Below are 22,105 nucleotides of genomic sequence, written 5' to 3' on the forward strand. Positions count from 1 at the left end.
GATCTCACCGGGATGCCACGCCGACTTCTCCTCGCTCATGACTTCTGTCTACGACGGCCCTTCGCACAGGGCGAGCCGTGCACACCAGCCAGCCCCAAGCTTTGCCGGGCCCACGCACTCGGGGTAACGCGGGCCCCGGCGAAAGGGGCAAAGCCGTGAGGTCCCCGTCCTGTCAGTGGGCCGGGCTGCCACCCCTGGCCTGTCCACGGGCCCCGTCCCGCCCGCGCGACCCCGCGAGCGGCAGCACGCCTACGGCGATCACTCGTCCGGGCGGTGGCGCAGCCGCTGGGCGAACCGCAGGCCGTGACCGGGGCGTCGCCAGGAGCATGTACGTCGATGAGCAGGGCGGGCGCCGGGTGCGCTGCGACGGCGAGATCCTCGGCCGCGCCTTCGGCCCGAACGACGTCCTCGAGTTCCTGCACCGAGCCGGCCCTCGACCCAGACGACGCGGCACCCCAGATGAGTGAGTCCGATGTGTGTGCTGGTCGCGACCATGGCGAAGGGCGCCCGTTGGTCAGTGTGTGAAGACAAACCTGGACGCCCTTCTGGCGGCACTGTACGTGTTCATCGACGACCATGTGGCGCCTTGTCGCCGGATCGGGCGACCCCCGAAACTGACGGACGCCGAACTGCTGTGCCTGGCTGTCGCCCAGGTGCTGCTCGGCTTCCCCTCCGCCCGGCACTGGATCCGTTTCGCCCACGCACGCCTGGGACACCTCTTCCGCTACCTGCCCCAGCAGTCCGCCTACAACAAGCGACTCAATGCCGCCGGGCCGCTGATCAGCCACGTCATCGAGGCCCTGGCCAGGCAGGTGCCGACCTGGCACGACGACCTGCGGCTGATCGACTCCACGCCGCTGCCGTGTGCGGCCTCCCGCGAGACCGTCAAACGCTCCGACCTGGCAGGCCACGCCGGCTACGGCTACTGCCCAAGCCACTCCCGCTTCTTCTGGGGCTTTCGGCTCTACCTGGTCACCACCGCGGAAGGCATGCCCGTCACCTGGTGCCTGGCCCACCCCAAGCTCGGGGAGCGGGAGGTGATGGCCGCGCTGCTGGAACGCGACCACCGCCTCGTGCGATCCGGGCAGGTGATCCTGGCCGACAAAGGCTTCGCGGGCAAGGAGTTCGAAGCCCTCCTCGCCGAGCGGCTCGATGTTCACCCGGTGCGGCCGGACCGCAAGGACGAGCCGGTCCGCCACGGCAAGACCGCCCGGGTCCGGCAGTGGATCGAAGCCGTCATCGACACCCTCAAAGGCCAGCTCAGCCTCGAACAGCACGGCGGCAGAAACCCCGCCGGAGTCTTCACCCGCACCGGACAAAGACTCCTCGCCCTCGCCGCCGGTATCTGGCACAACTGGACCACCAACGCCAAGACCAAACGATCCCTGATCGCCTACGACCACTGAACACATCGGACTCACTCATCTAGTCGGTGAGGATCACATTGTGCAGGCGGGCGATGCCGAGCATGGCGTGGTGAACACCGTCGCCTTTGAGGCGGCAGTCGCGCAGGATCTTCCAGGTCTTCATGCGGGCGAAGACGTGCTCGACGCGGGCTCGAACTTTGCGGTGGGAGGCGTTGTGCTCCTCCTTCCAAGAGGGAAGTTGGCCCTGTCCGCGCTCGCGGCGGTGCGGGATGACCAGGCCCGTGCCCCGGTATCCACCGTCAGCGATGACAACGGCCTTTCCGACAGCGGATTTGGCTCCGGACAGTTCCCATGCCTTGCAGTCGTTCCGGTTGCCGGGCAGGGGTCGGCCGACGGCGACGACGAGGCGGGTGTCGGCGTCGATGACGACTTGGTGGTTTGTGGAGTACCGATAGTTCTTCGACTGCTCGGCGACCGTGTGGTCGCGGGTGGGGACCAGGGTGCCGTCCACGATCAACACGGCCTGCTTGCGGAACCGCTTGCGCTGCCGCAGGGCGAGTAACGGTCCGAGATGACCGATGATCCGGGCGGCAGCCGATTTGGACACACCGAACAGTGGGCCGAGCTGCCGCAGCGTCAAGTTCGTCCGCCAATACGCGGTGACCAGCAGGACCCGGTCGTGCAGCGGCAGGCTCCACGGCCGGCCCTTGCAGGCCGAGTCCGCGCCTTCGCGCCGCAGGGTGGTGACCAGCTTGCCGAACTGCCGCGGGCTCATCCCGGAGAACGGGGCTATCCAGACACCTCACGGCGCCAAGCCGTCAAGCCGGGACAGCGGGCATGAGCTCGCCGTTCGATTTCGAGGGTCCTGCCGGTGGTCATCAGAGAGCGTCCTTGATGTGGCCTCGGGCGAAGTCCCATGGGGCGGGTGCATTGGCGGCCGCGTACTCGTCTGCGATGCCAAAGACGCTCCCGCATCCTGGACATTCCGCCTGGCCGAACAGGTGCGTCAGGCCCCAGGCGAGCCGTTGCTGGCCATCCCGCACGGCCGACTCGTGCAACATCCTCCCGGTGTCAGTCAGCTCGTGCGGGACGGCCGGCCGGAGCGGGACCTGGTGGACATCCCCCAGATTCCAGTCCCGGATTGAGGAGTAGCATCCGTAGTCGCCGATCGCGATCGTCACTGGTGCGTCGCAGTGCGGACAGGCGACAGTGACGAAGGAATCGGTGAAGTCGTCCAGGGCCTCGAACCACAAGGGCTGGCCATCGAACGCGAGCATGGCCCGCAGCCAGCTCAGGTAGATCTTCCCGTCCAGGCCAGACCGCAGCCGGGCGACGGCCATGGCGCGAAGCTTGGCCAAGGTCGCTGCACAGCGGGCGACTTCTTCGTCGGCACCGTGAGGTTGAAGGAGGCCACTCGCTATGGCTCCGGCCAGATCGAGCGCCCAGTCCCCGGCGTTCTCGGTCTTGGCGATGTCCGCCAGCTGCGGCAGCGCGGCGATGCTCGCCGGGGTGATCGTCCCCTGGTGGCACAAGCGCCCCCAAAGCCCGTTGATGGCCTCTTGGTCACGACCGCTGGCTCGGTCCAGCAGCCCGGGTATCGCGTGTGCCGGGCCGTAGGCGTCATGGAGTGTGGACCAGTCGATCATCCGGTGATTCAAGCACGCTGCGGAGCGATCTCTGGGGGGCGGTGAGTCGTGAGCGGGATCACCTACGCCACTGCCAGTGCTGGGGCCCGCGGCGCCGGGAACGCGGTGTGCTCATCGAACAGGCGGCGGTTCTTGAGGCAGTGGTGGAGCTGGCCTACCATCCGGTTGAACAGATTGCGCTGGCCAGCGGCGTGCCAGTCTCCATGGTCGTCACGTCGCCGCCGGTAGTGGGCTTTGGCACCGGGCGAGGCAGTGATCGCTGAGAACGCCCAGAGGTAGCCGGCGTGGTTGAGCCGGTTGTTCTTCACCCATCGTCTGGTGATGCTGGACTTCTTGCCGGAGGCCCGGGTGACGGGTGAGGCGCCCGCGTAAGCCTTCAGGCCGCGGGCGTCCGCGAAGCGGGTGCGGTCGTCTCCGATTTCGGCCAGCACCCGGGCGGCAAGCTGGATACCGAGGCCGGGGAAGCTGAGGATGATTTCCGAGTCCGGGTGCTGCGGGAACGCCTCCTCGACGGCCTGGGCGAGGTCGGCGGCGGCGGTGCAGGCGGCCGTGAGCTGTCCGAGCAGGGCGAGCGTCTGCTTGCCGAGCGCATCCTCGACAAGCTCGGGCTGACGGGCCCAGTCGGTGCGGAATGCCTCGCGCAGCCGCTCGACGTCCGCCTCGATGCCGCGCTTGCGGCCCGCACGCTTGAGAGCCGCCGTGATCTGGGTGCGAGTCAGGCTCGCGGCCTTGGCCGGTGTCGGCGCGAGCTTCATCAGCTCGCGGGCCTCCGGTCGGCACAAGCCGTTATCCCACTTGGCGAAGGCCTCCAGAACGGCGGGGTAGTACTCGCGCAGCAGCGAGCGAAGCTGGTTGGCGACCTGCTGCAGGTTCCAGACCGCGTCCTGCTGAGCGCGGGCCAGTGCGGCGATGGCGCGGGCCAGGTCGCTGTCGTTCGGCAGCGGCCGGTGGGCAGGCATATCCGTGCGCAGGATGTTCGCCAGGACCAGGGCGTCGCCGGGGTCGGACTTCTTGCGGGAGACCGCATGCCGGTCACGGTAGCGGGCGGCAGCCATCGGGTTGATCGCGAACACCTTCCGCTTGCCTGCCCGCAGCACCGCGACCAGCAGACCGCGCGAGGTCTCGATCGCAACCGGAATCGGGGTGTCCTCCGTGTCTCCGTACTCGGCGAGCAGGTCTATTAGGCTCCTGTAGCCGGCCGCGTCGTCGGTGATGTGTCGCTTCGCAAGTAGCTGGCCGGTGTCGTCGACCAAGGCAACGTCGTGTGTCCTCTCGGCCCAGTCGATGCCGCAGTAGATCAACTCTTTCCTCCCCAGAGATGCGGTGTTTGCGCTGGTTGCGAGCGCATGCGGGCCACGCAGCGACCTAATTCCAGGACTCGACCATCCGGTCGGTCCGCCACCTCACTAGCCGTTCGTGGCGCCAGCGCACCCCACGGGCCCCGGTCTCCTCGGGAGCTCTGACGGCTCTGGAGTATCAGGAGGTCACCGTACGGCGGGCTCGCACCACCAACACCAACGAGTGATCAAGCGGCCAGTGCTGACTGTGGCGGCCTCGAAGACACCGAGCGCCGCCGCTCTGGATAAAGGGATCGAGTGCCCAGACGGCTCCAGGCGTACGGTCGGTGCCCGCGAGGCCCACCACCTGCACTGTGGAAGGCCGGGATGAGAGAAGGGCCTCCGCCCCCGGCGCTCGAACAGGTTGGTGGCTACCTCCGGCTCCCATGGCCCGTTACCAAGGAATTAGGACGGCTCCGACGCCGTGATCAGACCAGACACGCCAAGATCATGTCGCCAAGATCAGCCGTTACGGGACAGCCCTTAGGTGCAAGCAATCCGGCGCCTACAGACCGCCCCGTGTGTCAGATTTCGTCAGCCACCTGCAACGCGAAGGTATAGGAAGCGCAAAGCGCTCCTGGAGGCCCAGCTCAGGAAGCCCGTCCCCCGCGCCAGCAGGGGTGATCCGACGTCAGTGCGGCCGAGCTCAGGCGCGAACGCCTGCCCCCGCGCCAAGCAGGGGTGATCCGCCCGAGCGGGCCAAGGTTCGCCGCGATCCGCTGCACCCCGCGCCAGCAGGGGTGGCCCGCTAGAAGGATCCCGGGCCGGGAGAGCCCGGCCTGCCCCCACACACCAGCAGAACATAGGCGTGCCCCACGGTCGCATCACCATGCACCACTGCCCCGGAGGAGCTCTGACTACGACCCAAAGCCGCAGGTCAATGGCGCCGTAGTATACCGACTTTCACCACGCTGAGCAGGTGTTTCTCATCAGAGGGCGAAACAAATTCTCATAGCCTGTCCTCACCATTGACGCTTGGATAGGCACTGACCAGGAACTACTAAGCGGCTTGCAGTGCCAGCTCAGCGAGAAGCCTCCGCGGCATTCTCGCGAGAGACAGCAGGAGTTCGTACGCTTCCGTCCAGGGGCGTGCTCTGCACTCTCCGCCTGGCCCTCGAAGCCGTGAAGGCCAGGATCCGGCGGGCGGTCAAGGCCGGCGGGCGTTTCGCAGGCAACGGCCTGGCGGTACGTCAGACCCTGGGGATAGTCGCCGCCTGGGCACCTGGCCTGTACGAAGCCGTGGCCGGGCTGGGCGAGGGCGACTTCGTCATCGTCGACAGCACCCTCATCCCCGCCCACCGCATCGCAGCCGATGAACCGCAATACTCCATGAAACCGCCGACGTGGGATGAACATGCACGTCCCCGCCCGACCCCACGGCACACCGCTCTACCTCTCCCGCGCGACACCAGGATGGAGCTTCGACCTGACAGCGGCCCGCGCCCACGGCATCGTCCGGGCCTGTCACATCAGAGATCCTCGTGCTCGCCGACCATGCCTACCAGGAGGCCAGCGCGACCGTCCGCATCCCAGCCTGACGCAAAACTGCTGAGGCCCTGTCATGGCACGGTGCCCAGGATAGTTTCACGAAATGGATCTGAGAGCAGCCTGCAACTGACGCACATCGCTTTCCTCGGCCCACCCAAAATCGGCACAAGTCGCTGCCACCCTCCTCCCTGCCTGAACCAACTCAGACACCAGAAATTCGATGGGAATCTCACATGCAGGCACCTCGGGGGCTCCCTCCGGAGTCAGAATCACCATGCCGCCTTGCATGGCGATTCTCACAGAAAAGGGGCCATCAAAGAACATTACTTGCACCTCACCACCTACCTTCATCGCGGTATGGGTAGCCGCAATGAAAGCCGAGAGGTAAGGAACGATCATGTCGTTCCAGTGGCGATGCGGGAATTCGTGATCCCCAAATCTATGCCACACATCACCCCAGATGGCCCCCGAGCGAGCACGCTCGAGTGAAGCTGGGTCCACACAAATCCTGAACATCACCCACGCCCCACAGGATAAGCCGTTTCGATCTGAGCCGTCTCCTTATTGAACCAAAATTCGATCGTCATCCCCTCCGCCTGCCCTCTCATCAAATACCTGTCACCCTGCACCTTTATGGGCGAACCAGCTTTCCTGTAGGCCTGACGAACCGCACTTTCGATGGCTTTAGGCGTCATATCATCGTAGAACTTGTCCTTGTAGCGCGGCGTCGCGCCTCTAGCTCGAGCACTCGCCTCGGCATCCCGGACACTCTTTTGATACGTACTGCCACTACTGGTGTGACGGTCCACGATGTGCGTAATGTCAATGTCGATTTTCCTCCAGGAAGGAAAGCTGATTGGGCGAACGGCAGGCCTATGAGCGAAAATCGCCCCCAGGGCCCCCGGCACGAGGTACAGGTCGCCGTTTACATCGTACCCTTGCTCAGCAACCCAATTGTCGTACTGACTGCCGTAGTCACATCCAGGCGCACCCGCCCCGCCCCCCCTTTCTACAGTCACTGTCGACGGTCCAGCCGAACAGTTCGGACGCATATACTATATTTCGGAAAATGCCGTACCAGAAATGCGCGAATGGATCGTCCTGCGGAGCCAGCCTTTTGTGCACTTCAGGGCCGCCACAACGGGTAGCCAGTCCAGTACCGCTGCACTGCAGATGTTTGCCACCCGACGCGGTTCCCTTCTTTCCCCCCGCCGTTGCGCCACCGCCACCACTATCACTGGTCCATTTACTCGGGTCTGGGGCAACGTTCTCTTCGGTTTCGCTGAAGCTCTTGCAGGGGTACGTGCAGGGGCTGGTGCCGCCTCCATGGTCTGGCATGAGACCGGTTGGGTCGGAGGCAGTAACCGGAGTGTTGTTGGCGTAGCTGTATCCGTTGAGCGCCTGGTGCTGTTCAAGGGGGAGGACTGGGTCGACGCTGATGAATTGGCCGATTGCGGGGTCGTACTCGCGGGCCCCGATGTGGGTCAAGCCGGTGGACTTGTCGGCCGGCTTGCCCAGGAACCCCTTGTCGTCGGGCCACGCGGTCGGGTTGGTTCCGCGGGGGGCACCGAAGGGTGTGGTGTAGCGCTTGGTGAGAGCCAGGGTGGTGGCGTCGACGGCCAGGTTGCTGGTGCCATGGTGGTCGGCGGCAAGGAAGCTGAGCTTGGTGCCGGAGGTGCCGGCTGTGGCGGTGCGCACTGCGATTGTCTGGCCCGCGGCTGCGTAGGAGCGGGCTCCGCTGAGGGCCTTGGTGGTGCCCTTGGTGGTGAGACGTACTTCGGTGCCGCCGAGGTAGAGCACCGTGTCGCCGTAGCCGGAGGCGCGGCGGATCAGGAGCTCGCCCGAGGCGTCGTAGAGGTAACTGGTGGCGAGGGCGGGCTTGGCTCCGGCTGCGGGCTCTTTGGTGCTGACCAGCTTGCCTTCGGAGTTCCAGGTCAGGGTCTGCTGGGCCTGGGTGCCAGGGCGGGTCTCGGTGTTGCCAGCTGCGTCGTAAGTGTATGTGGCGGCCTTGGCACCCGTGGTCTTGGCCAGGGGGTGCGGCTGGCCGGCCGTAGTCCCGTAGGTGTAGTTGGTGGTTTTGTCCCCCGCGGCGGTGTGGTCGGTCTCAGTCGCCCTCTGCCCGGCTGCGGTGTAGGTGTAGCTGGTCCAGTAGGGAGCAGCTCCGTCGAGGTTGGCCGCGGTGGGGGCTGTGGTGCAGTCGGCGGTCTTGGGTGTCCAGGCGTCCTTGAGGCGGCGGTGGCCGTCGTAGGTGAAGCACTGGTGGTCGGGCTTGGCTGTGCCTCCTTGGTTGGCGGCGTCGAAGATTGAGGTGACGTTGCCTGCGTCGTCCTGTGTGAAGGCGAGGTCTTGCAGGCGGTATGCGTGGATGTCGGAGGTGACGAAAGAGCTTTTCAGGCGGCGAGTGCCCTCTTCGTAGGCATAGTTGAGGTAGGTCTGCTTTGCGGGTGCTGGGGCGGTGGCGAGGTCGAGTCGTGTCACGTCCCCGTAGGGCGAGTAGTGCCCGCCTTGGAGGTACCCGGTGGCTGTTACCTGCAGGCCGACGCCGGTGAAGTTGTATCCGTTGGTGATGGTTTCGGCGGGCAGTCCCGCGACTGCTGGGCTGGTCGACGAGGCGATGGTGCCGTCGAGGTTGTAGCTGGTCGCGAAGGACAGCGTTTGCGGAACACCCGCGGCTACCAGGGGTTCTTTGGTGCTGTCGGGGAGGATCAGCTGGCTTGCGGTGACTTGGTAGAGGTTGTCGTAGTCGGTGACCTTGCTGGTGTATGCCTTGCCGGTCAGGCCGCCGTCGTAGCGGACCGCGGTGTCCTGCTGGCCCTTTCTGAGTGCGTCGAAGGTCCAGGCGGCGAGCTTGTTGGCGTCTGTCTTGGTGGTTTCCCACAGCCCGGTCTTGCGTCCGAGTACGTCGTATTCGGTCAGGAGTGATTTGGCGTGGGCGATGGTGCTGATGGCTTGGTCGAGGTTGTTGTACTGAGTGCTGGAGCGGCCCTTGTCCGGGTCGCTGGCTGCGGTCTGGCGGCCGAACAGGTCGTATTCGTAGGACCAGGAGGTCTGGTCGGGGCCGGTGACGGTCTTTTGCCGGTCGCCGTGTGTGTAGGTGTAGAGGGTTTTGGTGAACTCGCCGCTGGGCTGAGGCCCGCCGTATTCACGGCGCTCGGTTGTCTGGCCGAGGGCGTTGGTGACGACGGCAGTGGCCTGCCCGCCCTCGGGGGCGCTGTTGGTGACGGTGTCGCCGGTGTAGGTCGCGGTGGTTGTCCACAGCGGGAGGTTGTAGCTCTGGGTGAGTGTGCTGGTCGCGCGGGCGGCACCGTCGTAGGTGGTGACGGTCTCGATCGGGGCCTCGCCGCCATCGATCTGGACCATGTTCCCTGACGGGGCTGTGGCAGGGGCCCAGATGTCGCTGGATGTCTTGACGGCCAGCCCGCGTTCGTCGTAGCGGGTCTGCGCGATGATGCTGCCGCCGGACGGCGAGGGATTCTGGGTCTGGCGGGGGCGCAGCAGGGAGTCGTAGATCTCGTAGGTGGTGTTGTAGCCGGTGCCGTTGCCGCGCGTGGTCTGGGTGGCCACCCACGGGGTGTCGGAGGCTTTGATGCTGTAGGTGTAGATGTGGTTGGCGGGGGCGTTCAGTGCTCTGAGGCGGTTGGGCAGCCATACGCTGCTGACTCGGCCGAGGGCGTCGTAGGCCGTTTCGGTGACCTTGTTGTTGGGGTCGGTGACCTTCGTGGGTGCGCCGGTGGCGAAGTTGATCAGCGTGGTGGTCTTGTGGAGTTTGGCGTTCTCCACGGTGGTTGACGTGAGCGGCCCGGTTGCGGCGGGAGTGTAGGTCGTCTTGCCAGTGGTGGTGCCGTTGGCGTCCTGGACCGTGAGGGGGCGGCCGAGGGTGTCGTAGGTGGTGGTGGCGGTCTTCTGCCAGGTGGGCTGGTCAGCGAATCCGTAGCTTGCGGCGCGGCCTGTCCAGCGTGCTTCGCCCTTGGTGGGGGTCTGTGTGGCGGTCCAGTCCGTGGCGGCGTCGTAGGTGGTCGCCGTGTCCGCGATGACGTCGCCGGGGGTGGTGGAGGAGCCGGGCAGAGTCAGGTCTGCGTCTTTGACGGCGCAGGGCTTGGTGACGGTTCGGCTGCGTGAGAGCAGGTTGTTGATGCCGGCAGTGTCGTTGCGGGCGTACCAGTTGCGGGTGCATTTCTCGTCGCCGGTGAGGGCGTTGTCGCCCTTGTCTTCGACGGTCTCGGCCATGCCGTAGGCGTCGTAGGTGGTGATCGTGGAGCGGACACGGTCGCGTGGCGGTGCGGTGGTGGTGATGTTGGTGCGGGCGTGGGTGGCGGCGGTGCGGACGTAGTACGCCTCGGTGTCGGCGTAGGACTTGTGCTGGGTTGCGGTGCGCTTGGACCAGGGGTCGTTGACCGTGCCGGCGACTTCGAGTGTGCCGTTGTAGGTGACGGCTTCGCGGGTGAAGCCGGCGTACTGGGCCGCGTCGGCGATCGCGGATGCCTTGATGCCGGTGACCTGCGTGGATTTCCGCGCGTCGGGGTCGGGGGTCTTGCCGTCCGTGCCCAGGACGCGGTCGCCGTTCATGCCCTGCATGTAGACGGTGACGGTCTTGGACTGGGTCTTGTTGGGCTGGCCGGTGAGGTGCGTGACCTTCTTGAAGCCTCGCCACAGGGACCAGGTGCGTTCCTTTTCCTTGACGAGGGGGTCTTCGTTGTAGTGCCAGGCGGCGCCTTCGTAGCTGTAGGTGTGCAGGACGGGCAGGGCGCCGCCGTGGGTGTCGTGGGTGGAGACGGTGTGGACTGGGTATTTGTGGAACCAGTCCAGGCGCGGGTCTTTCTCGCCGTTCGGAGACCAGTACACCGGGTAGCAGCGGCGGGTGTTGGTGTCTGCCTTGGGCATGGTCTGGCCGGCGAGGCAGTCGGCCTGCAGGTAGCTGATGGTGGTCTGTGCGCCTGACTCGGATGTGATGGCCTTCAGGCGGGGCTTGGTGAGCGGCAGGATGTTGTCGGTGGCGCCGTCGACCCGGTTGGGGCGGGACTCGTGGTCGAACTTGACCGGGTCCAGGGTGAGGTCGGTGCCGTTTTTGCCGGTGTGCCGGATCTCGTCGAGCCAGAGGGTCTGGTCGGTGGCGTCGCCGGTGTCGCCGGGGTCGAGGTACTGCTGCTTGAGTGCCCAGGAGTCCACCGAGGCGTAGCCGGGGGTGGTGGCGGCGGCGTCCCAGGCCTGGGTGGAGATGCCGGTCATGCGCTTGCGGGTGTAGAAGGACGGGCCGACGTTGCCGGTGCACTTCTGGTCCGCCTTGCATTCGGCGTCGAAGGGCACGTCGGGCCAGTTGTCGCGGGTGGCGTCGGTCAGGGACCCGCAGTCGCCGGTGATGCAGCGTTCGGCGTAGCCGAAGACGACCCTGTTGGACGCTGCCGGGGCGGCGGAGAAGAGGGCCCCTGTGCGCTGGCCGTAGCGGATTTCGTTGAGGTAGCCGCCGCGGGTGTAGGGGGTGCCGATGTTGTCGTCGCCGAGCATGTCGTAGTGGTTGGTCTCGGCGGTGTACCAGTAGGACATGGCGTTGCCGTGGGTGTCCTCGACGTAGTCGAGGTTCCACCGCCATGCCTGCTTCTTGTGGCGCGTGGAGAAGGCGCTACCGCCCGCGTAGCCGGGCTCACCGGCGTCGTCACCAAAGACGGGAACGGTCCATACGGAGTGGGTTCGGTCGGTGGCCGGTGCGCCGTCGAGCTTGTTCAGACCGAAGACGTACTTGGTGCCGTTTCCGGTGATGACGGTCCAGTGTTCTCCGTTGTCGTCGCCGTTGTCCGCGCCGGTGGAAACCGTGATGGTCGAAGCATCGTCGTTCTTCAGGCGCCATTTGCCGCTGGTGTCGTCCTTGACGAGTTCGGTGGCCTTGCCGTTGAGAACGAGGGAGGCGTTGTCGTACTTCCAGCACAGGTCGAATTTGTCGGCCTGGCCGTCGTCGTCGCAGCTGCCGTATTTGCGTTCGACGTAGGAGGAGGTGAGGTCGAAGCCTTCGCCGATCACCGTGCTCTGGTTGTTGGAGGAGGCGGTGCGGCCGTCGACGCTGCCGGAGTCGTAGGCGATGGACAGATCCGGCGTGGGTCCGGCCGCGGACGGCGGGACTCTGAGCGGATAGGTCCAGGTGAAGGTGCCCGAGGAGCCGCCCGCTTCCCAGGTTGACGATGCGGACAGCGGGGTGGCCTTGTAGTCGCCGGCTCCGGACTTGGTGCCTGCCGCGAGTGCGAGGACCATCGTCTCACCGGCTGCAGCAGCTCGGGCGGCACGGTTGGCACGGCCGGCTGCGGGCTGGAAGACCAGGTCGGTCTCGAGGCGGTTGGCGGCGCGGTGGTTGGTGAACTCGAGAGGGGTGCGGGTGCGGCATGTGTTCGCGGCCGGGGTGGTCAGTGCGCAGTTGGGCAGGCGTAGTACTTGCAGTCGCCCCGCCCAGTCACCGCCGTAGGCGGCTGCGAAGGCTTTGTAGTCGATGCTGAGGGAGGCAGATCCGCCCGCTGCGGGGCCGGTGGCTGTCAGCACGATGCCTTTGACGCCGAGGGCAGTGCTCTTGTTCTGGTCGAGGACACTGAGCTCAACGGAGGAGGCGATCGGCTGCTTCGCTGTCGCCTTGCCGTCTGGCGCGGGCTTGGGCCGGGCGAGGGTGACGGGGAGTGTTCCTGGAGCGGCCTTTGCGGATCCGGTGGCGGGCAGAGTCAGCCGGCTGTGCCCGGCGGCCGGCCAGACGGCCTTCGCGGCCCGGTCTTGGGCGGCGCGGGCTATCTCCTTGCTGTCGGCGTCAGCGGCCTTCTTCATGGTCGCGGCGATGTCCTTGTCCACCTTCGCGGTGAACGGTGACACAGTGGCTGAGCGGAACTTCGGCAGGTCCGGGGCGCCCAGGGGGTCCGGATCGTCGGCGAAGGCGATGGGTGTGACAAGGCTGGGCACCATGGTGAATCCAGCGATCGCGGCAAGCCGGCGCGTCCATCGCCTCCTGGCGCCCGGCGTGTGGGGGCCCGACCGAGCCACTTGGCCAAAGTTCATTCTTTCCGCCCCCTGGTGAATGCGGTCCTGCGACCGCGGCGTGTGCTCCGGCCGAAGGCCAGCTTTGATGCGCGAGTTTGCGGGGCAGATCCGGGCCTGTGAGGGGCCCGGACCTGCCGCGGGGTGTGCGTGCTAGATGCCCGAATCCGGGATCTGCGCTACGACTTGGGCGCCGGACATGGCGCCGGTCCAGACCCGGAGCTTTTGCAGCGCCCCGGGCAAATAGTGGCCGGTGCTGTTCGCCGTCATGCCCCGGCCGGCCGCCAGCTCGCCGCTGCCCTGTTGGGCAGCAGTGAAGGCGCTGTTCTCCCCAAGGTCGTTCATCGGCTCCGTTCCGATGAACAGGTACAGCTGGCCATGGGGGTCGGGACCGGTTTCGCTCGAGGTGGCGTGTGCATCGAACACAGCCGTCACGTCGACGCTCTGGCCTGAGATGTCGGCGACGTTGTCGAGCTGGGCGATCTTGGAGCTTTGGACGACCTCACCGGCGCTGTTGACGGCGGTGCGGGTGAACTTCCACTGATAGGCGTCGTCGCCCAGCTTCACGACCCACAGTGCCCATGATGATTCGCTTGCACCGCGCTGGCCGGCGACCTGGGCCTCGTAGTGGAGCGGCTTGGCGCCAAGGTTCAGCTTGTTCAGGCTGACCCGTGCCGAGACGGTGAACGACCCTGTTTCGTCCACGACCGGCCCGGTGGTGGCGGCATAGCCGGTCGTGCCGTTGAGCACGATTCCCTGTTCGGGGTCGAGTGTGGCGCCGCCTGCCAGGGCCAGTGCGGGCCTGTGGTAGAGGGAGGTGTCGGGTACGGCCGTGCCGGTGGCGGCGGTGGCATCCCACAGGGCGGCAAGGGTGGTGGCCTGTTCACTGCCCTCGGTCAGTTTCGCCTCGTCAGCGATGAGGGGGCGGGTCTGGGCCCGCTGCCACACGGCCATCTCGTCGATGCGGCCCATGAAGTACTCGCCCGCCTTGGACGCGCCGATACGCAGGTTCTGGGATGAGGTCCACGGCGTGTACGCCGCGTTGGTGCTGGAGAGGACGACACCCGCGGCGGGCCCCTGCGGGCGGCCGTTGACGAACAGCTGAATAGTGTCGTTGCCCTTGTTCTGGTCACCCTTGGTGTCGAACACACCCGTCAGGTGAGTCCACACTCCGGTCGGCGGATTCGCTGTGTCCGCCACCGCGCTCACATAGGCGGGGGTGGTGGAGTCGGCGACGGCCCGGTTGAACACCCACTTCCTGGCCGTGTTCGAATAGAAAAGGTTGAACGCGGCAGAGGTGGAGGTGCCCGGGGCTGAGGCCACCACCCGGGTCCTGGTGGCGTCGGTGAGCATGACCCAGGCCGATACGGTGAAAGACTCGGCCGTATTCACCACAGGACCGCCTTGCGCGGTGGCGTAGCCGGTCTGCTGGGCCGGGTCGGTGACGTCGTCGTTCAGGCGCAGGGATCGGTCCCCGATGCCGCGGCGTCCCTCGATCCCCCAGGTGGCGGCCTTCCCTGCCTGCTGGTGGAGGGTGAGGCCGTGGGATCCTGGCGCGCTGTCGGTGGTGTCGTTGAAATGCCAGCGGCTGACCGCGCCCTCGGGCTGCTTCACCTTGAAGGTGAAGGTGGAGGCTGCCCCGTACCGGTTGCGTACGTCCTTGGCCTGCACGGTAAGCACGGTGGTTCCTGCTACGGATGGCGTCACGTCAGACACCTTGACCGTGTCACCGGTCCCGTCGGAGGAGGGCACTTCGGTGGCGCCTGCCTTTGTGGAAAGCCACCAGCGGTACCCGGTGATGTCCGGGTCGGTCGTGTCACTGACGTCTTTGGGATTGGGCTTGAAGGTGAAGGAACCCGCCACGCCGGGCTCGCCGCAGCCAGCGTCCGTGCAAGCCGCGCTGTAGGGGGTGCCCGGCACGATGACCGGGGGTTCGGGGGCATGGAGGTCGATCTTGAAGTAGCACCAATGTGAGTACCCCGAGGAGATGGCTGTGGTGACGCCCTCGTAGGTCCAAAACGACTGTGTCAGCGCCTTGAACCGGTACACGGTGCCGTCGGTGCCGCCCGAGAGGGCCACCTTCTCCAGGGTCCCGTTGATGTCGTAGCCCGCACCGGGCTCGTTGACCCGCCAGTGATCGACAAACCCTGACGAGGTCTGCTTCTGCACAAGGAAGTGCGAACGCAGCGACCCCTTCTCCGACTCATTGGCCGGTGCCTGCAGGGTACGCACCCTGGCCTGCAGCGTGGGGTTGATGATCGTAGCGGTGTCGGGTGCGCTGACGTCCCTGGCGCAGTGCGCGTCCGTCCCGTCGCCCGGGATGGTACCGACATTGACCGGGAATCCGGGCTTCAGCACGTAGACGACCTGCAGGACGGCGTTGTCCTTGAACCGCTTCCAGGCATCGGGGTCATTCTCGTTCTCGGCCCGGAGCATCAAGGTGAGACGGGAGAAGTTGCCGTCGGCGAAAGAACGGACCGTCTTGGTCAGGTTCTCGTCGGGCTCACTCGGGCTGTCGTTGAACTCGACCCAGGAATCCGGCTGGGACGGCGTGCAGTGATCGCCACGGCCCGCCGAGACGCTCCGGTCCCCCATCAGATCCAGCTGTGCCGGGCCCGGCCAGCGGCTGGCGCTGGAGATGTTGTTCGTGCGCCACAGCTGCACGCTGTGCGCACTGCACGAGAACGACCACGTCTCGAAGGCGCGAAAGGTCGCGTCGATCACGTACTTGCCCGACAGCGCGGTCGGCGCGAACTCGAAATACATGCGGTTGGTGTAGTCCGTGCCGCAGTACCAGGGACCCAGACGGCTGCAGTTGCCGACCCCGTGGTCACCGTCGAAGTTCCAGAAGGTGTCTCCATCGGAGGACAGCACCGTCCGCTCCGACACGCCCAGGCCCAGAGAGGGGTCGATGTACACGGGGTAGACCGTGTCACTCCCCCGCAGCACCTTCATGTCGGGCTTGACGGCCACCTCACCGTCGGAGACACGAACCGGCAGAACCGCACTGGCGTCGCCCTTGTCGGGTGCGGCCGCTCGCGGCGCATCTGCCTCGGCAGGCCTCTCGCTACCCGTGCTGCTGCGGAGCAGTTGAGGCTGGGCACCGGAGTCGCCGGCCGAGTCCCACATCAGGCCGGCCGGGCCCTTGAAGACCGTGTTGCCATTGCCGTCGACTGCCCGAAGGCCACCACCGCTGCCCGCGGAAACGCGCAGCCCGTTCGCTGCGACGGTCAGTTCCACCTCGTTCAGCTGCGGGTTCGCCGCCGCCTTGGCGGACTTGACGACCAGGACCTCCCGGTAACCCTCCGAGGTGGCCGTGAGCTTCAGATCCACGCCCGCCAGGACTTCCGGATAGGTGGCTGTCGCCCCCTCCAGGACCGGCTCGGGCAACTGCGCGGGCCATCCCAGGGTCACCGAGCCCTGAGGAGCGGCGAGGCGGATCATGTCCTTCCCACTGCCGCCGCCGGAGAACGACAGGTCTACCACCGACGCTTTCGGCCCTACGGAGCCGTCCGCTCTGCGTATCAGTGTCGTGTCGACCTCGCGCCAGGAGCCATCGCGGCTCTTGACCCGCTGAGGGGTCGTCGCCTGAGTCAGCGTGAACGTTCCGTCAGGGTTCGCATGCGTCGTGGTGTATGCGGACCGCTCCGACACCACCTCCACAGGCTCACCTGTCTGCGCCGCAAGCGCCGAAGCGCCCTGCGCCGCCCGCGGTGCCACAGGCAGTGCCGCGGGCGTACGGGCGTCAGCCACACCGCCGGACAACGGCTGCAGCACTGACCCAATCACCGCGGCGGCTACGAGCACGCCCGTTCTGTGACGCCGCCGGCGCCACCACCCACCCGTCACAACCCCACCCCAGACTTACATGATCTTTACACAGATTCGCCAAATCCTCTGCGCTGAACATGCACGAGTCAAGACCGAAATTCCTGCAGCAAAACCATCAACACCCAGGTCAGAGCTGGTTTCCAACCAATGAGTGCCAGCCGCGCCACGCCACGCCCAGCCTGATGGAAGACCTTCGATTCCGAGGCCCGAACACCCCACACGTATGCAGCTCACCGACTGCTCTGCCCAAGACCTGGAATCCGAAGAGGATGGGAACAATTGACCGCCCCTCAAGAGCGCGCCAACACGGCCGCTATTCAGTCACCCAGCACGCCTGACGAACCAACAATCCACCACCCACATCATTTGGCGTCGTTCCCACTTGCGCACGGTGACCCCGCCCATGACGACCGTGGTGCAGCGCCCAGCAGCCAGGTGACGGCCACGGCCGTACGGGTCGACCGCCGGCGCCGCCATATGTGTGCCCGAGCCGACGAGCTGAACCGGCGACAGCGCTGCCTGCATCACTTCGCATGTCACCAACATCCGGCTTCGACCAGGCGGCCCGTACCCACCGTCGCGGTTCACTCAGCTCCACGCGCACCTTCCCTCTCGATCAACCGGAGCGGGTTGGGAGGTGGTCCGGGACCGGCGAGTCCGGCTCTGCGGACGGCCGGGCAAGGACCCGACGACGGCCCCAGTCAGGCTGATCACAACCCCGCGAGGAAGACCGGGACGGTCTCCCCTGTGCCGGCGGCGAAACCGAAGCTTGTTTGCAGGGGGCGGGACCGACGCTGATTAGAGCTATGAGGGAGCTGACGCACGCGGACCGTCGTCGGCTCTGCGCGGCGATTGATCGTCCGCTGCGACGACCCGCCATTCGGGCAACGTGCGCGTCGTCGTCGCACGGTCGGGCTTCTTGGATCGCCGTAACCACCACGCCCTCCAGGCCCCGTTCACACAGACCGACACACACCCCGCCAGCCCCGACCCGAAGCGAACTGACGCTCACAACCTCCGAGGACACAGGAAGCCAGCCGTGGTGCCTCGGTCGAGGAGGCACCTTCGAGAAGCCCTGCCGGGTCGTGCAGGACCAGGTGCCTGCTGCTCATCAAAGCCTTGTTGTGGCGGTCTCGCGGGGGTGTGTGGCGGTAGCGGGCACGGCCTGGCTGCCGTTATGCCCTTGGTCCTCGGTCTACCGGGCAAGGAAGCACTCGTAGCCGCGGTCGGCGCGGGCGAGCAGCGCCGGGGAGGGGACGCCGTACCGGGGCGCGGGACCGGTGGTGCTGGTCGTGCGTGCGGGCATGAGGCACCGCCTTTCCGCTGGTGGTCCGTCGGTGTTTCGACGCTACGGACGGCGAAGGCCGGGCCTCAAGAAGGTTGCGGATAATTGCGCGGATTCACTCCAGGGAGTCGGCGGCGGCCCGGATGAGCGTGCGGGCGGCGGCTTCGCCATGGACGGCCATCTGCGCCAGGCCCTTGAAGGCTTCGGCATAGTCCGTTAAACCGCTCAAGCGGGACATCAGGCGGTGCCGTCAGTACGGGCGATCCGTCCAGCCGAGATGACGAAATCACGCCTCTGCTTCACCACCTGCGAGTGAACCCATGCCGGCCGGCGAACCGTTCCCCGCCCGCTAGCCTCAGCAAGGGGATGACGCCGATCGACGAGCAGCACATCGCGGAGCCCGGCCTGGGCCACGCGGCCGTCCATACGTGCCAACCAGCTTGCAGGGTCCAGCAAGGGGGCCTGCAGCTTCCAGCGGGGGTAGGGCGCGGCCGTGGCGGTGGGCCAGCCACAGGTCGAAGGCCTTTGGGGTGACGGTGGCGGGGACCTCGATGGCAAGGGTCTTTCGTGGCCCGTTCGCCATCCCTCGATCGAGGCCGCCCGCCAGCTGACCTACTCGGCCGCCGCGAAGTCCGAGCGCGTCTCCGCCGGAGGTGACAAGGAAGACCTCACCTTCGTCGGCGCCGCGGCCAAGTGCTTCGCCTCCGACGTGGCCTGGAGGTCACCACGGCGCCGTCCAACTCCTCGGCGGCTACGGCTGCACCCGCGACTACCCGGTCGAGCGCATGATTCGCGATGCCAAGATCACTCAGATCTACGTCCTGCCTGCGCCGCAGGCCATGGCCTCAGGCGGCGAACGGGGTGGTGTGGCCGGGCAACTGCTGCCCCGGGCGCAGGAACCGCTGGCCGCCTTGTTCGTCGCGCACCGCGAGGAACCCGGCGTCCGTCAGCCGCTGTGCGATCTTCCCGCGGCGGATCGCGCCCACCTTGAACGCCACGGTGAAGAGCAGCGCGACCGCCCCGCCGGAGGCGACCGCTTCGACCGGCGACCTGTCGATGAGCAGGATGACGGTCAGGACCGCGCAGGCGAGGTAGCCCTTCACCTTCTGGCTCCGGTCGGCGACGTACTGGGCCATGACGTCGAAGGTGACGAGGTCCTTCAGCACGGCCACGGCACCGACCGCTTCGGGGAGCGGCTTCAGCGAGCCCTGTTCCAGTCCCGGCACTGTCCCGCCGTTGCCCGCTTGCGGATGGGCGGTGATGGTGGCCGCCTCGCGGACGCGCGCTTCGGGTTGCGGGTCCCGGTACATCCGCACCTGGACGAGCGAGTTCTTGAACCCGGTCCTGTACGCCATGCCGTACGTGTAGCCGTACTGCTCCGCCACGTGCGCCAGGGCGGCCGCCTTCGGCGTGGAGCCCTGGGGGGCGATCTCGACGATGTCCTGCTGACGGGCGATCTGCTGGAGCATCCCCGCTATTTGACGTTCTACGGACATCCTGTTCCCCGCCCCTGGGCCCCGCACCTGGGGCCGACCGGCGTACAGCCTAGAGGGTACGCCGCCGATCGGAACACGCGCGGTCCCCCGGCCATGGACCGGGAGACCTCGCGTCCGGCGGGGTCAGGACCCTACGGGGGTGCGGGCCATGACGATGCGCTGGGCCTGGTGCGTGCCCTCGCAGTTCACACCAGTGCGTCGATCGCGGCCTGAATGAGGGCAGCGTGCAGCGCCGCCGTAGACGGCCATCTCCGCGAGGCCGGCAAACGCCTTCGCGTAGTCGACGAGCTCGCGCGGCTGGGTCCCCTTGATCTCCGCTGTCTGGCGTCGTTGATGTATCCCAGCGACGGCCGAACCCTTGCGGGTGGTTCGCCGGTGGCGGCCGCGCCACCCGGACGAGGGACGTGCTGGGCTGGACGCACCGCCGCCGCTCGCCCGGCTGAGGTCCGGAGCGTAGGCAGAGAGGTGCGGCCCCGGTCCGGGATGACGGGACGGGACCTTCGGGCCGCTTCTGTGGGCTGGTGCCCGCCTCTCGATGCCCCGCGTGGGGCGGGCACCGGAAAACACCCGGTGGCCCCGGTGCCCGGGCCAGGCGCACGACCGGGGGCCGTTGCTCGCCCATGACCGGTCGTAGCATGGCGGCATGCCCGCGCGTCGCTGGGTTCCGCCCGGCCCGTACGATCTGCGCCTGACCCTCCAGGTGCTGCAGCGCGGCGGCCGCGACCCCGCCTGCCGCTGGGAGAACGGCACGCTATGGCGCGCCTCCCGCACGCCGCAGGGACCGGTAGCCCTGCGCATCTATGTGCAGGCGGGTGTGGTGGTGGGTGAGGCGTGGGGGCGAGGTGCCGACTGGGCGCTGGAGACACTGCCCGCGCTACTGGGCGCCAAGGACGATCCCCGTCTGTTCCGGCCCCGGCACCGGGTCATGGCCCAGGCCCCTCACCGCCACCCGGGTCTGCGGCTGGGGCGGACCGGGCTGGTGATGGGAGCGCTCGTGGCGAGCGTGCTGGAGCAGAAGATTGCCACGCGGGAGGCGGTCGCGGCGTGGCGGCGTCTGCTTCTGCGTTACGGCGAGGCAGCGCCCGGCCCGGCCCCGGACGGCATGCGGGTCCCGCCCACGCCAGCGCGGTGGGCGATGGTCCCGTCCTGGGAGTGGCACCGGGCAGGCGTCGACGACAAACGTGCCGCGGCGATCGTGCGGGCCTGCCGCTACGCGCCCCGGCTGGAGGAAGCCGCCGCCATGGAGCTGCCGGAGGCGATGCGGCGCCTGCAGCTGGTACCTGGGATCGGGCCGTGGACCGCGGCGGAGACGTTGCAGCGCTCCAACGGCGCCCCCGATGCCCTGACCATGGGAGACCTTCACCTGCCCGGCATCATCGGCTACGCCCTCACCGGCCGGCGCGGCCTGGGTGACGCCGACATGCTGCAGCTCCTCGCCCCCTACGCCGGGCAGCGCCACCGGGCCGCCCGGCTCATCCTGCTGAGCGGCCGCATCCCGTCCCGGCGCGAACCCCGAGCGCCGCTGGGCCGCCTCGCACGCCTGTAACTGCCACAAGGGCGGTGGCGGCCGCCGACAAGTCAGCCAGCTTTGCGCGGCTTCCGGGCGGACGCCTTCTTCGCCGGGGACTCTTTGGCCTGCTTCGCGGGCGCCTTCTTCATCGGCTTCGGCATGTCATGCACCGTGGCAGGCTCGGCGGCCTCACCCCGGGACGCCTTTGCCTGCTCGACGGACGCGTTGAGCGCGGCCATCAGGTCGACAACCGTCCCGGCCGGCTCCGGGGCCTCGCCCACGGGCTGCGGCTCGGGGTTTTCCGCCTTGGCCTGAATGACCTCCTCCAGCGCCTCGCGGTAATGATCTCGCAGGTCGCTGATGTCATCGGTCGTCATGGCCTCAATCAGCGCCACCGCGCGTACCTCCGCTGGCGACCCTGGCCATGGCTGATGGCGGGGCGGGGCTCCTGCCGCGATGCGGCTGGGCTCGGCACCGCTTAGAGGAAATGGTCAACTTATGCGATAATTGTGACAGATTATTCGCGTTAGGGAGGGTGCAGCGCGGTAAGCGTTTCACGGGGAAAGAGGCAAGCCGCATGGAAATCGAAGCCGGAGCAGTGACCGGATATTTGATTGCGTGGGCGGTGAGCAAGGCCCGTCAAGTGGCCGACGGCCTGGTCGATCCGTCTATCGATGCGGGGCTGGGGAAGCTGCGCGCGGTAGTGGCCGCCAAGCTCGGCGCGCATCCCGCCCTGGATGATCTGGCCGAGGAGGCCGCCACCGATGAGGGGCAAGTCAGCGAGTTGACCCGTCAGCAGGTGGAGTTGGCGGTCACTGCCGCAGCGCTCAAGACGACGAGTTCGGCCAGGCTGTCACCGAGTTGGTGGCCCAGCTGCGTGCGGCTGAGCAGGCTAGCGGCATTTCAGTGGTGACCGGCGCCGGGTCGGCGGTGTTCACCGGAGACGCTCATGCCCAGGCCAGCGGTGACGGGTTCGCTTTCGGGCAGGTCGCCGGGAACGTGCATATGGACCGCAGTCCTGCAGACGGAGAGAGGCCGGGCCCTTCCGAGCCGGGGCGGTCACGCCCCTGACCGTACCCGGAGCATCCGGTGGCACGGCCGCGATGGTGCAGTGGCCAGCCGCTCCAGCCGACCAGCCACCTG

Annotated in this window: 12 protein-coding genes and 3 pseudogenes; 5 read left to right on the forward strand and 10 right to left on the reverse strand. The window is 67.2% G+C overall.

What is annotated here, in order from left to right:
* The first annotated feature begins 521 nt into the window (after positions 1 to 521).
* A complete protein-coding gene (locus ACY34K_RS30565; protein ID WP_462752909.1) occupies positions 522 to 1,406 on the forward strand; it encodes an IS982 family transposase in 885 nt (294 codons plus the stop codon).
* Between the two features lie 19 nt (positions 1,407 to 1,425).
* On the opposite strand, the gene ACY34K_RS30570 is transcribed toward ACY34K_RS30565, so the two are convergent.
* The 3 genes from ACY34K_RS30570 to ACY34K_RS30580 form a co-directional block, all read right to left on the reverse strand.
* On the reverse strand, positions 1,426 to 2,142 hold the full coding sequence (locus ACY34K_RS30570) for a transposase (RefSeq protein WP_462752911.1): 717 nt from the start codon (positions 2,140 to 2,142) through the stop codon (positions 1,426 to 1,428).
* A 103-nt stretch (positions 2,143 to 2,245) separates the two neighbouring features.
* On the reverse strand, positions 2,246 to 3,013 hold the full coding sequence (locus ACY34K_RS30575) for a hypothetical protein (protein WP_462752913.1): 768 nt from the start codon (positions 3,011 to 3,013) through the stop codon (positions 2,246 to 2,248).
* A 62-nt stretch (positions 3,014 to 3,075) separates the two neighbouring features.
* Positions 3,076 to 4,314 (reverse strand): IS110 family RNA-guided transposase, encoded by a 1,239-nt coding sequence (locus ACY34K_RS30580; protein ID WP_462752915.1) that lies wholly within the window; start codon positions 4,312 to 4,314, stop codon positions 3,076 to 3,078.
* A gap of 1,195 nt (positions 4,315 to 5,509) precedes the next feature.
* Here ACY34K_RS30580 and ACY34K_RS30585 point away from each other — a divergent pair.
* Positions 5,510 to 5,882 (forward strand): annotated as a pseudogene (locus ACY34K_RS30585) (transposase); the annotation flags it as partial.
* Between the two features lie 52 nt (positions 5,883 to 5,934).
* Here the strand turns inward: ACY34K_RS30585 and ACY34K_RS30590 are convergent.
* The 4 genes from ACY34K_RS30590 to ACY34K_RS30605 form a co-directional block, all read right to left on the reverse strand.
* The gene (locus tag ACY34K_RS30590; protein ID WP_462752917.1) at positions 5,935 to 6,237 is read right to left on the reverse strand and encodes a hypothetical protein; all 303 of its coding nucleotides are present in this window, start codon (positions 6,235 to 6,237) and stop codon (positions 5,935 to 5,937) included.
* Positions 6,238 to 6,353: 116 nt separating this feature from the next.
* Complete coding sequence (locus ACY34K_RS30595) at positions 6,354 to 6,647, reverse strand: EndoU domain-containing protein (protein ID WP_462752919.1); 294 nt, start codon at positions 6,645 to 6,647, stop codon at positions 6,354 to 6,356.
* A 166-nt stretch (positions 6,648 to 6,813) separates the two neighbouring features.
* Positions 6,814 to 12,768, reverse strand: a complete 5,955-nt coding sequence (locus ACY34K_RS30600) for an RHS repeat-associated core domain-containing protein (protein ID WP_462752921.1) — start codon at positions 12,766 to 12,768, stop codon at positions 6,814 to 6,816.
* A 225-nt stretch (positions 12,769 to 12,993) separates the two neighbouring features.
* A complete protein-coding gene (locus ACY34K_RS30605) occupies positions 12,994 to 16,647 on the reverse strand; it encodes a laminin G domain-containing protein (protein WP_462752923.1) in 3,654 nt (1,217 codons plus the stop codon).
* Between the two features lie 1,898 nt (positions 16,648 to 18,545).
* On the opposite strand from ACY34K_RS30605, the pseudogene ACY34K_RS30610 reads away from it, so the two are divergent.
* Positions 18,546 to 18,774 (forward strand): annotated as a pseudogene (locus ACY34K_RS30610) (acyl-CoA dehydrogenase family protein); the annotation flags it as partial.
* A 27-nt stretch (positions 18,775 to 18,801) separates the two neighbouring features.
* Here ACY34K_RS30610 and ACY34K_RS30615 read toward each other — a convergent pair.
* Positions 18,802 to 19,425 carry a hypothetical protein gene (locus ACY34K_RS30615; protein ID WP_462752943.1) on the reverse strand — a complete coding sequence of 208 codons (624 nt, stop codon included), beginning with the start codon at positions 19,423 to 19,425 and terminating at the stop codon, positions 18,802 to 18,804.
* Positions 19,426 to 19,637: 212 nt separating this feature from the next.
* A pseudogene (locus ACY34K_RS30620) lies at positions 19,638 to 19,773 on the reverse strand (transcriptional regulator); the annotation flags it as partial.
* A gap of 322 nt (positions 19,774 to 20,095) precedes the next feature.
* Here ACY34K_RS30620 and ACY34K_RS30625 point away from each other — a divergent pair.
* Positions 20,096 to 20,998 (forward strand): DNA-3-methyladenine glycosylase family protein, encoded by a 903-nt coding sequence (locus ACY34K_RS30625; RefSeq protein ID WP_462752925.1) that lies wholly within the window; start codon positions 20,096 to 20,098, stop codon positions 20,996 to 20,998.
* A gap of 32 nt (positions 20,999 to 21,030) precedes the next feature.
* Here ACY34K_RS30625 and ACY34K_RS30630 read toward each other — a convergent pair whose 3' ends face one another.
* The gene (locus ACY34K_RS30630; protein WP_462752927.1) at positions 21,031 to 21,357 is read right to left on the reverse strand and encodes a hypothetical protein; all 327 of its coding nucleotides are present in this window, start codon (positions 21,355 to 21,357) and stop codon (positions 21,031 to 21,033) included.
* Positions 21,358 to 21,539: 182 nt separating this feature from the next.
* Between ACY34K_RS30630 and ACY34K_RS30635 the strand changes: the two genes are divergently transcribed.
* Positions 21,540 to 21,875 (forward strand): hypothetical protein, encoded by a 336-nt coding sequence (locus ACY34K_RS30635; protein WP_462752929.1) that lies wholly within the window; start codon positions 21,540 to 21,542, stop codon positions 21,873 to 21,875.
* Positions 21,876 to 22,105 lie beyond the last annotated feature (230 nt).

This window comes from Streptomyces sp. STAM6, assembly GCF_054963715.1.

Bases quoted from the DNA above. Each gene is read 5' to 3' on its own strand.
- ACY34K_RS30575 (WP_462752913.1), bottom strand. From the start codon at position 3,013: ATGATCGACTGGTCCACACTCCATGACGCCTACGGCCCGGCACACGCG.
- ACY34K_RS30625 (WP_462752925.1), top strand. From the start codon at position 20,096: ATGCCCGCGCGTCGCTGGGTTCCGCCCGGCCCGTACGATCTGCGCCTG.
- ACY34K_RS30570 (WP_462752911.1), bottom strand. From the start codon at position 2,142: ATGAGCCCGCGGCAGTTCGGCAAGCTGGTCACCACCCTGCGGCGCGAA.
- ACY34K_RS30615 (WP_462752943.1), bottom strand. From the start codon at position 19,425: ATGCTCCAGCAGATCGCCCGTCAGCAGGACATCGTCGAGATCGCCCCC.
- ACY34K_RS30590 (WP_462752917.1), bottom strand. From the start codon at position 6,237: ATGATCGTTCCTTACCTCTCGGCTTTCATTGCGGCTACCCATACCGCG.
- ACY34K_RS30635 (WP_462752929.1), top strand. From the start codon at position 21,540: ATGGAAATCGAAGCCGGAGCAGTGACCGGATATTTGATTGCGTGGGCG.
- ACY34K_RS30600 (WP_462752921.1), bottom strand. From the start codon at position 12,768: ATGGTGCCCAGCCTTGTCACACCCATCGCCTTCGCCGACGATCCGGAC.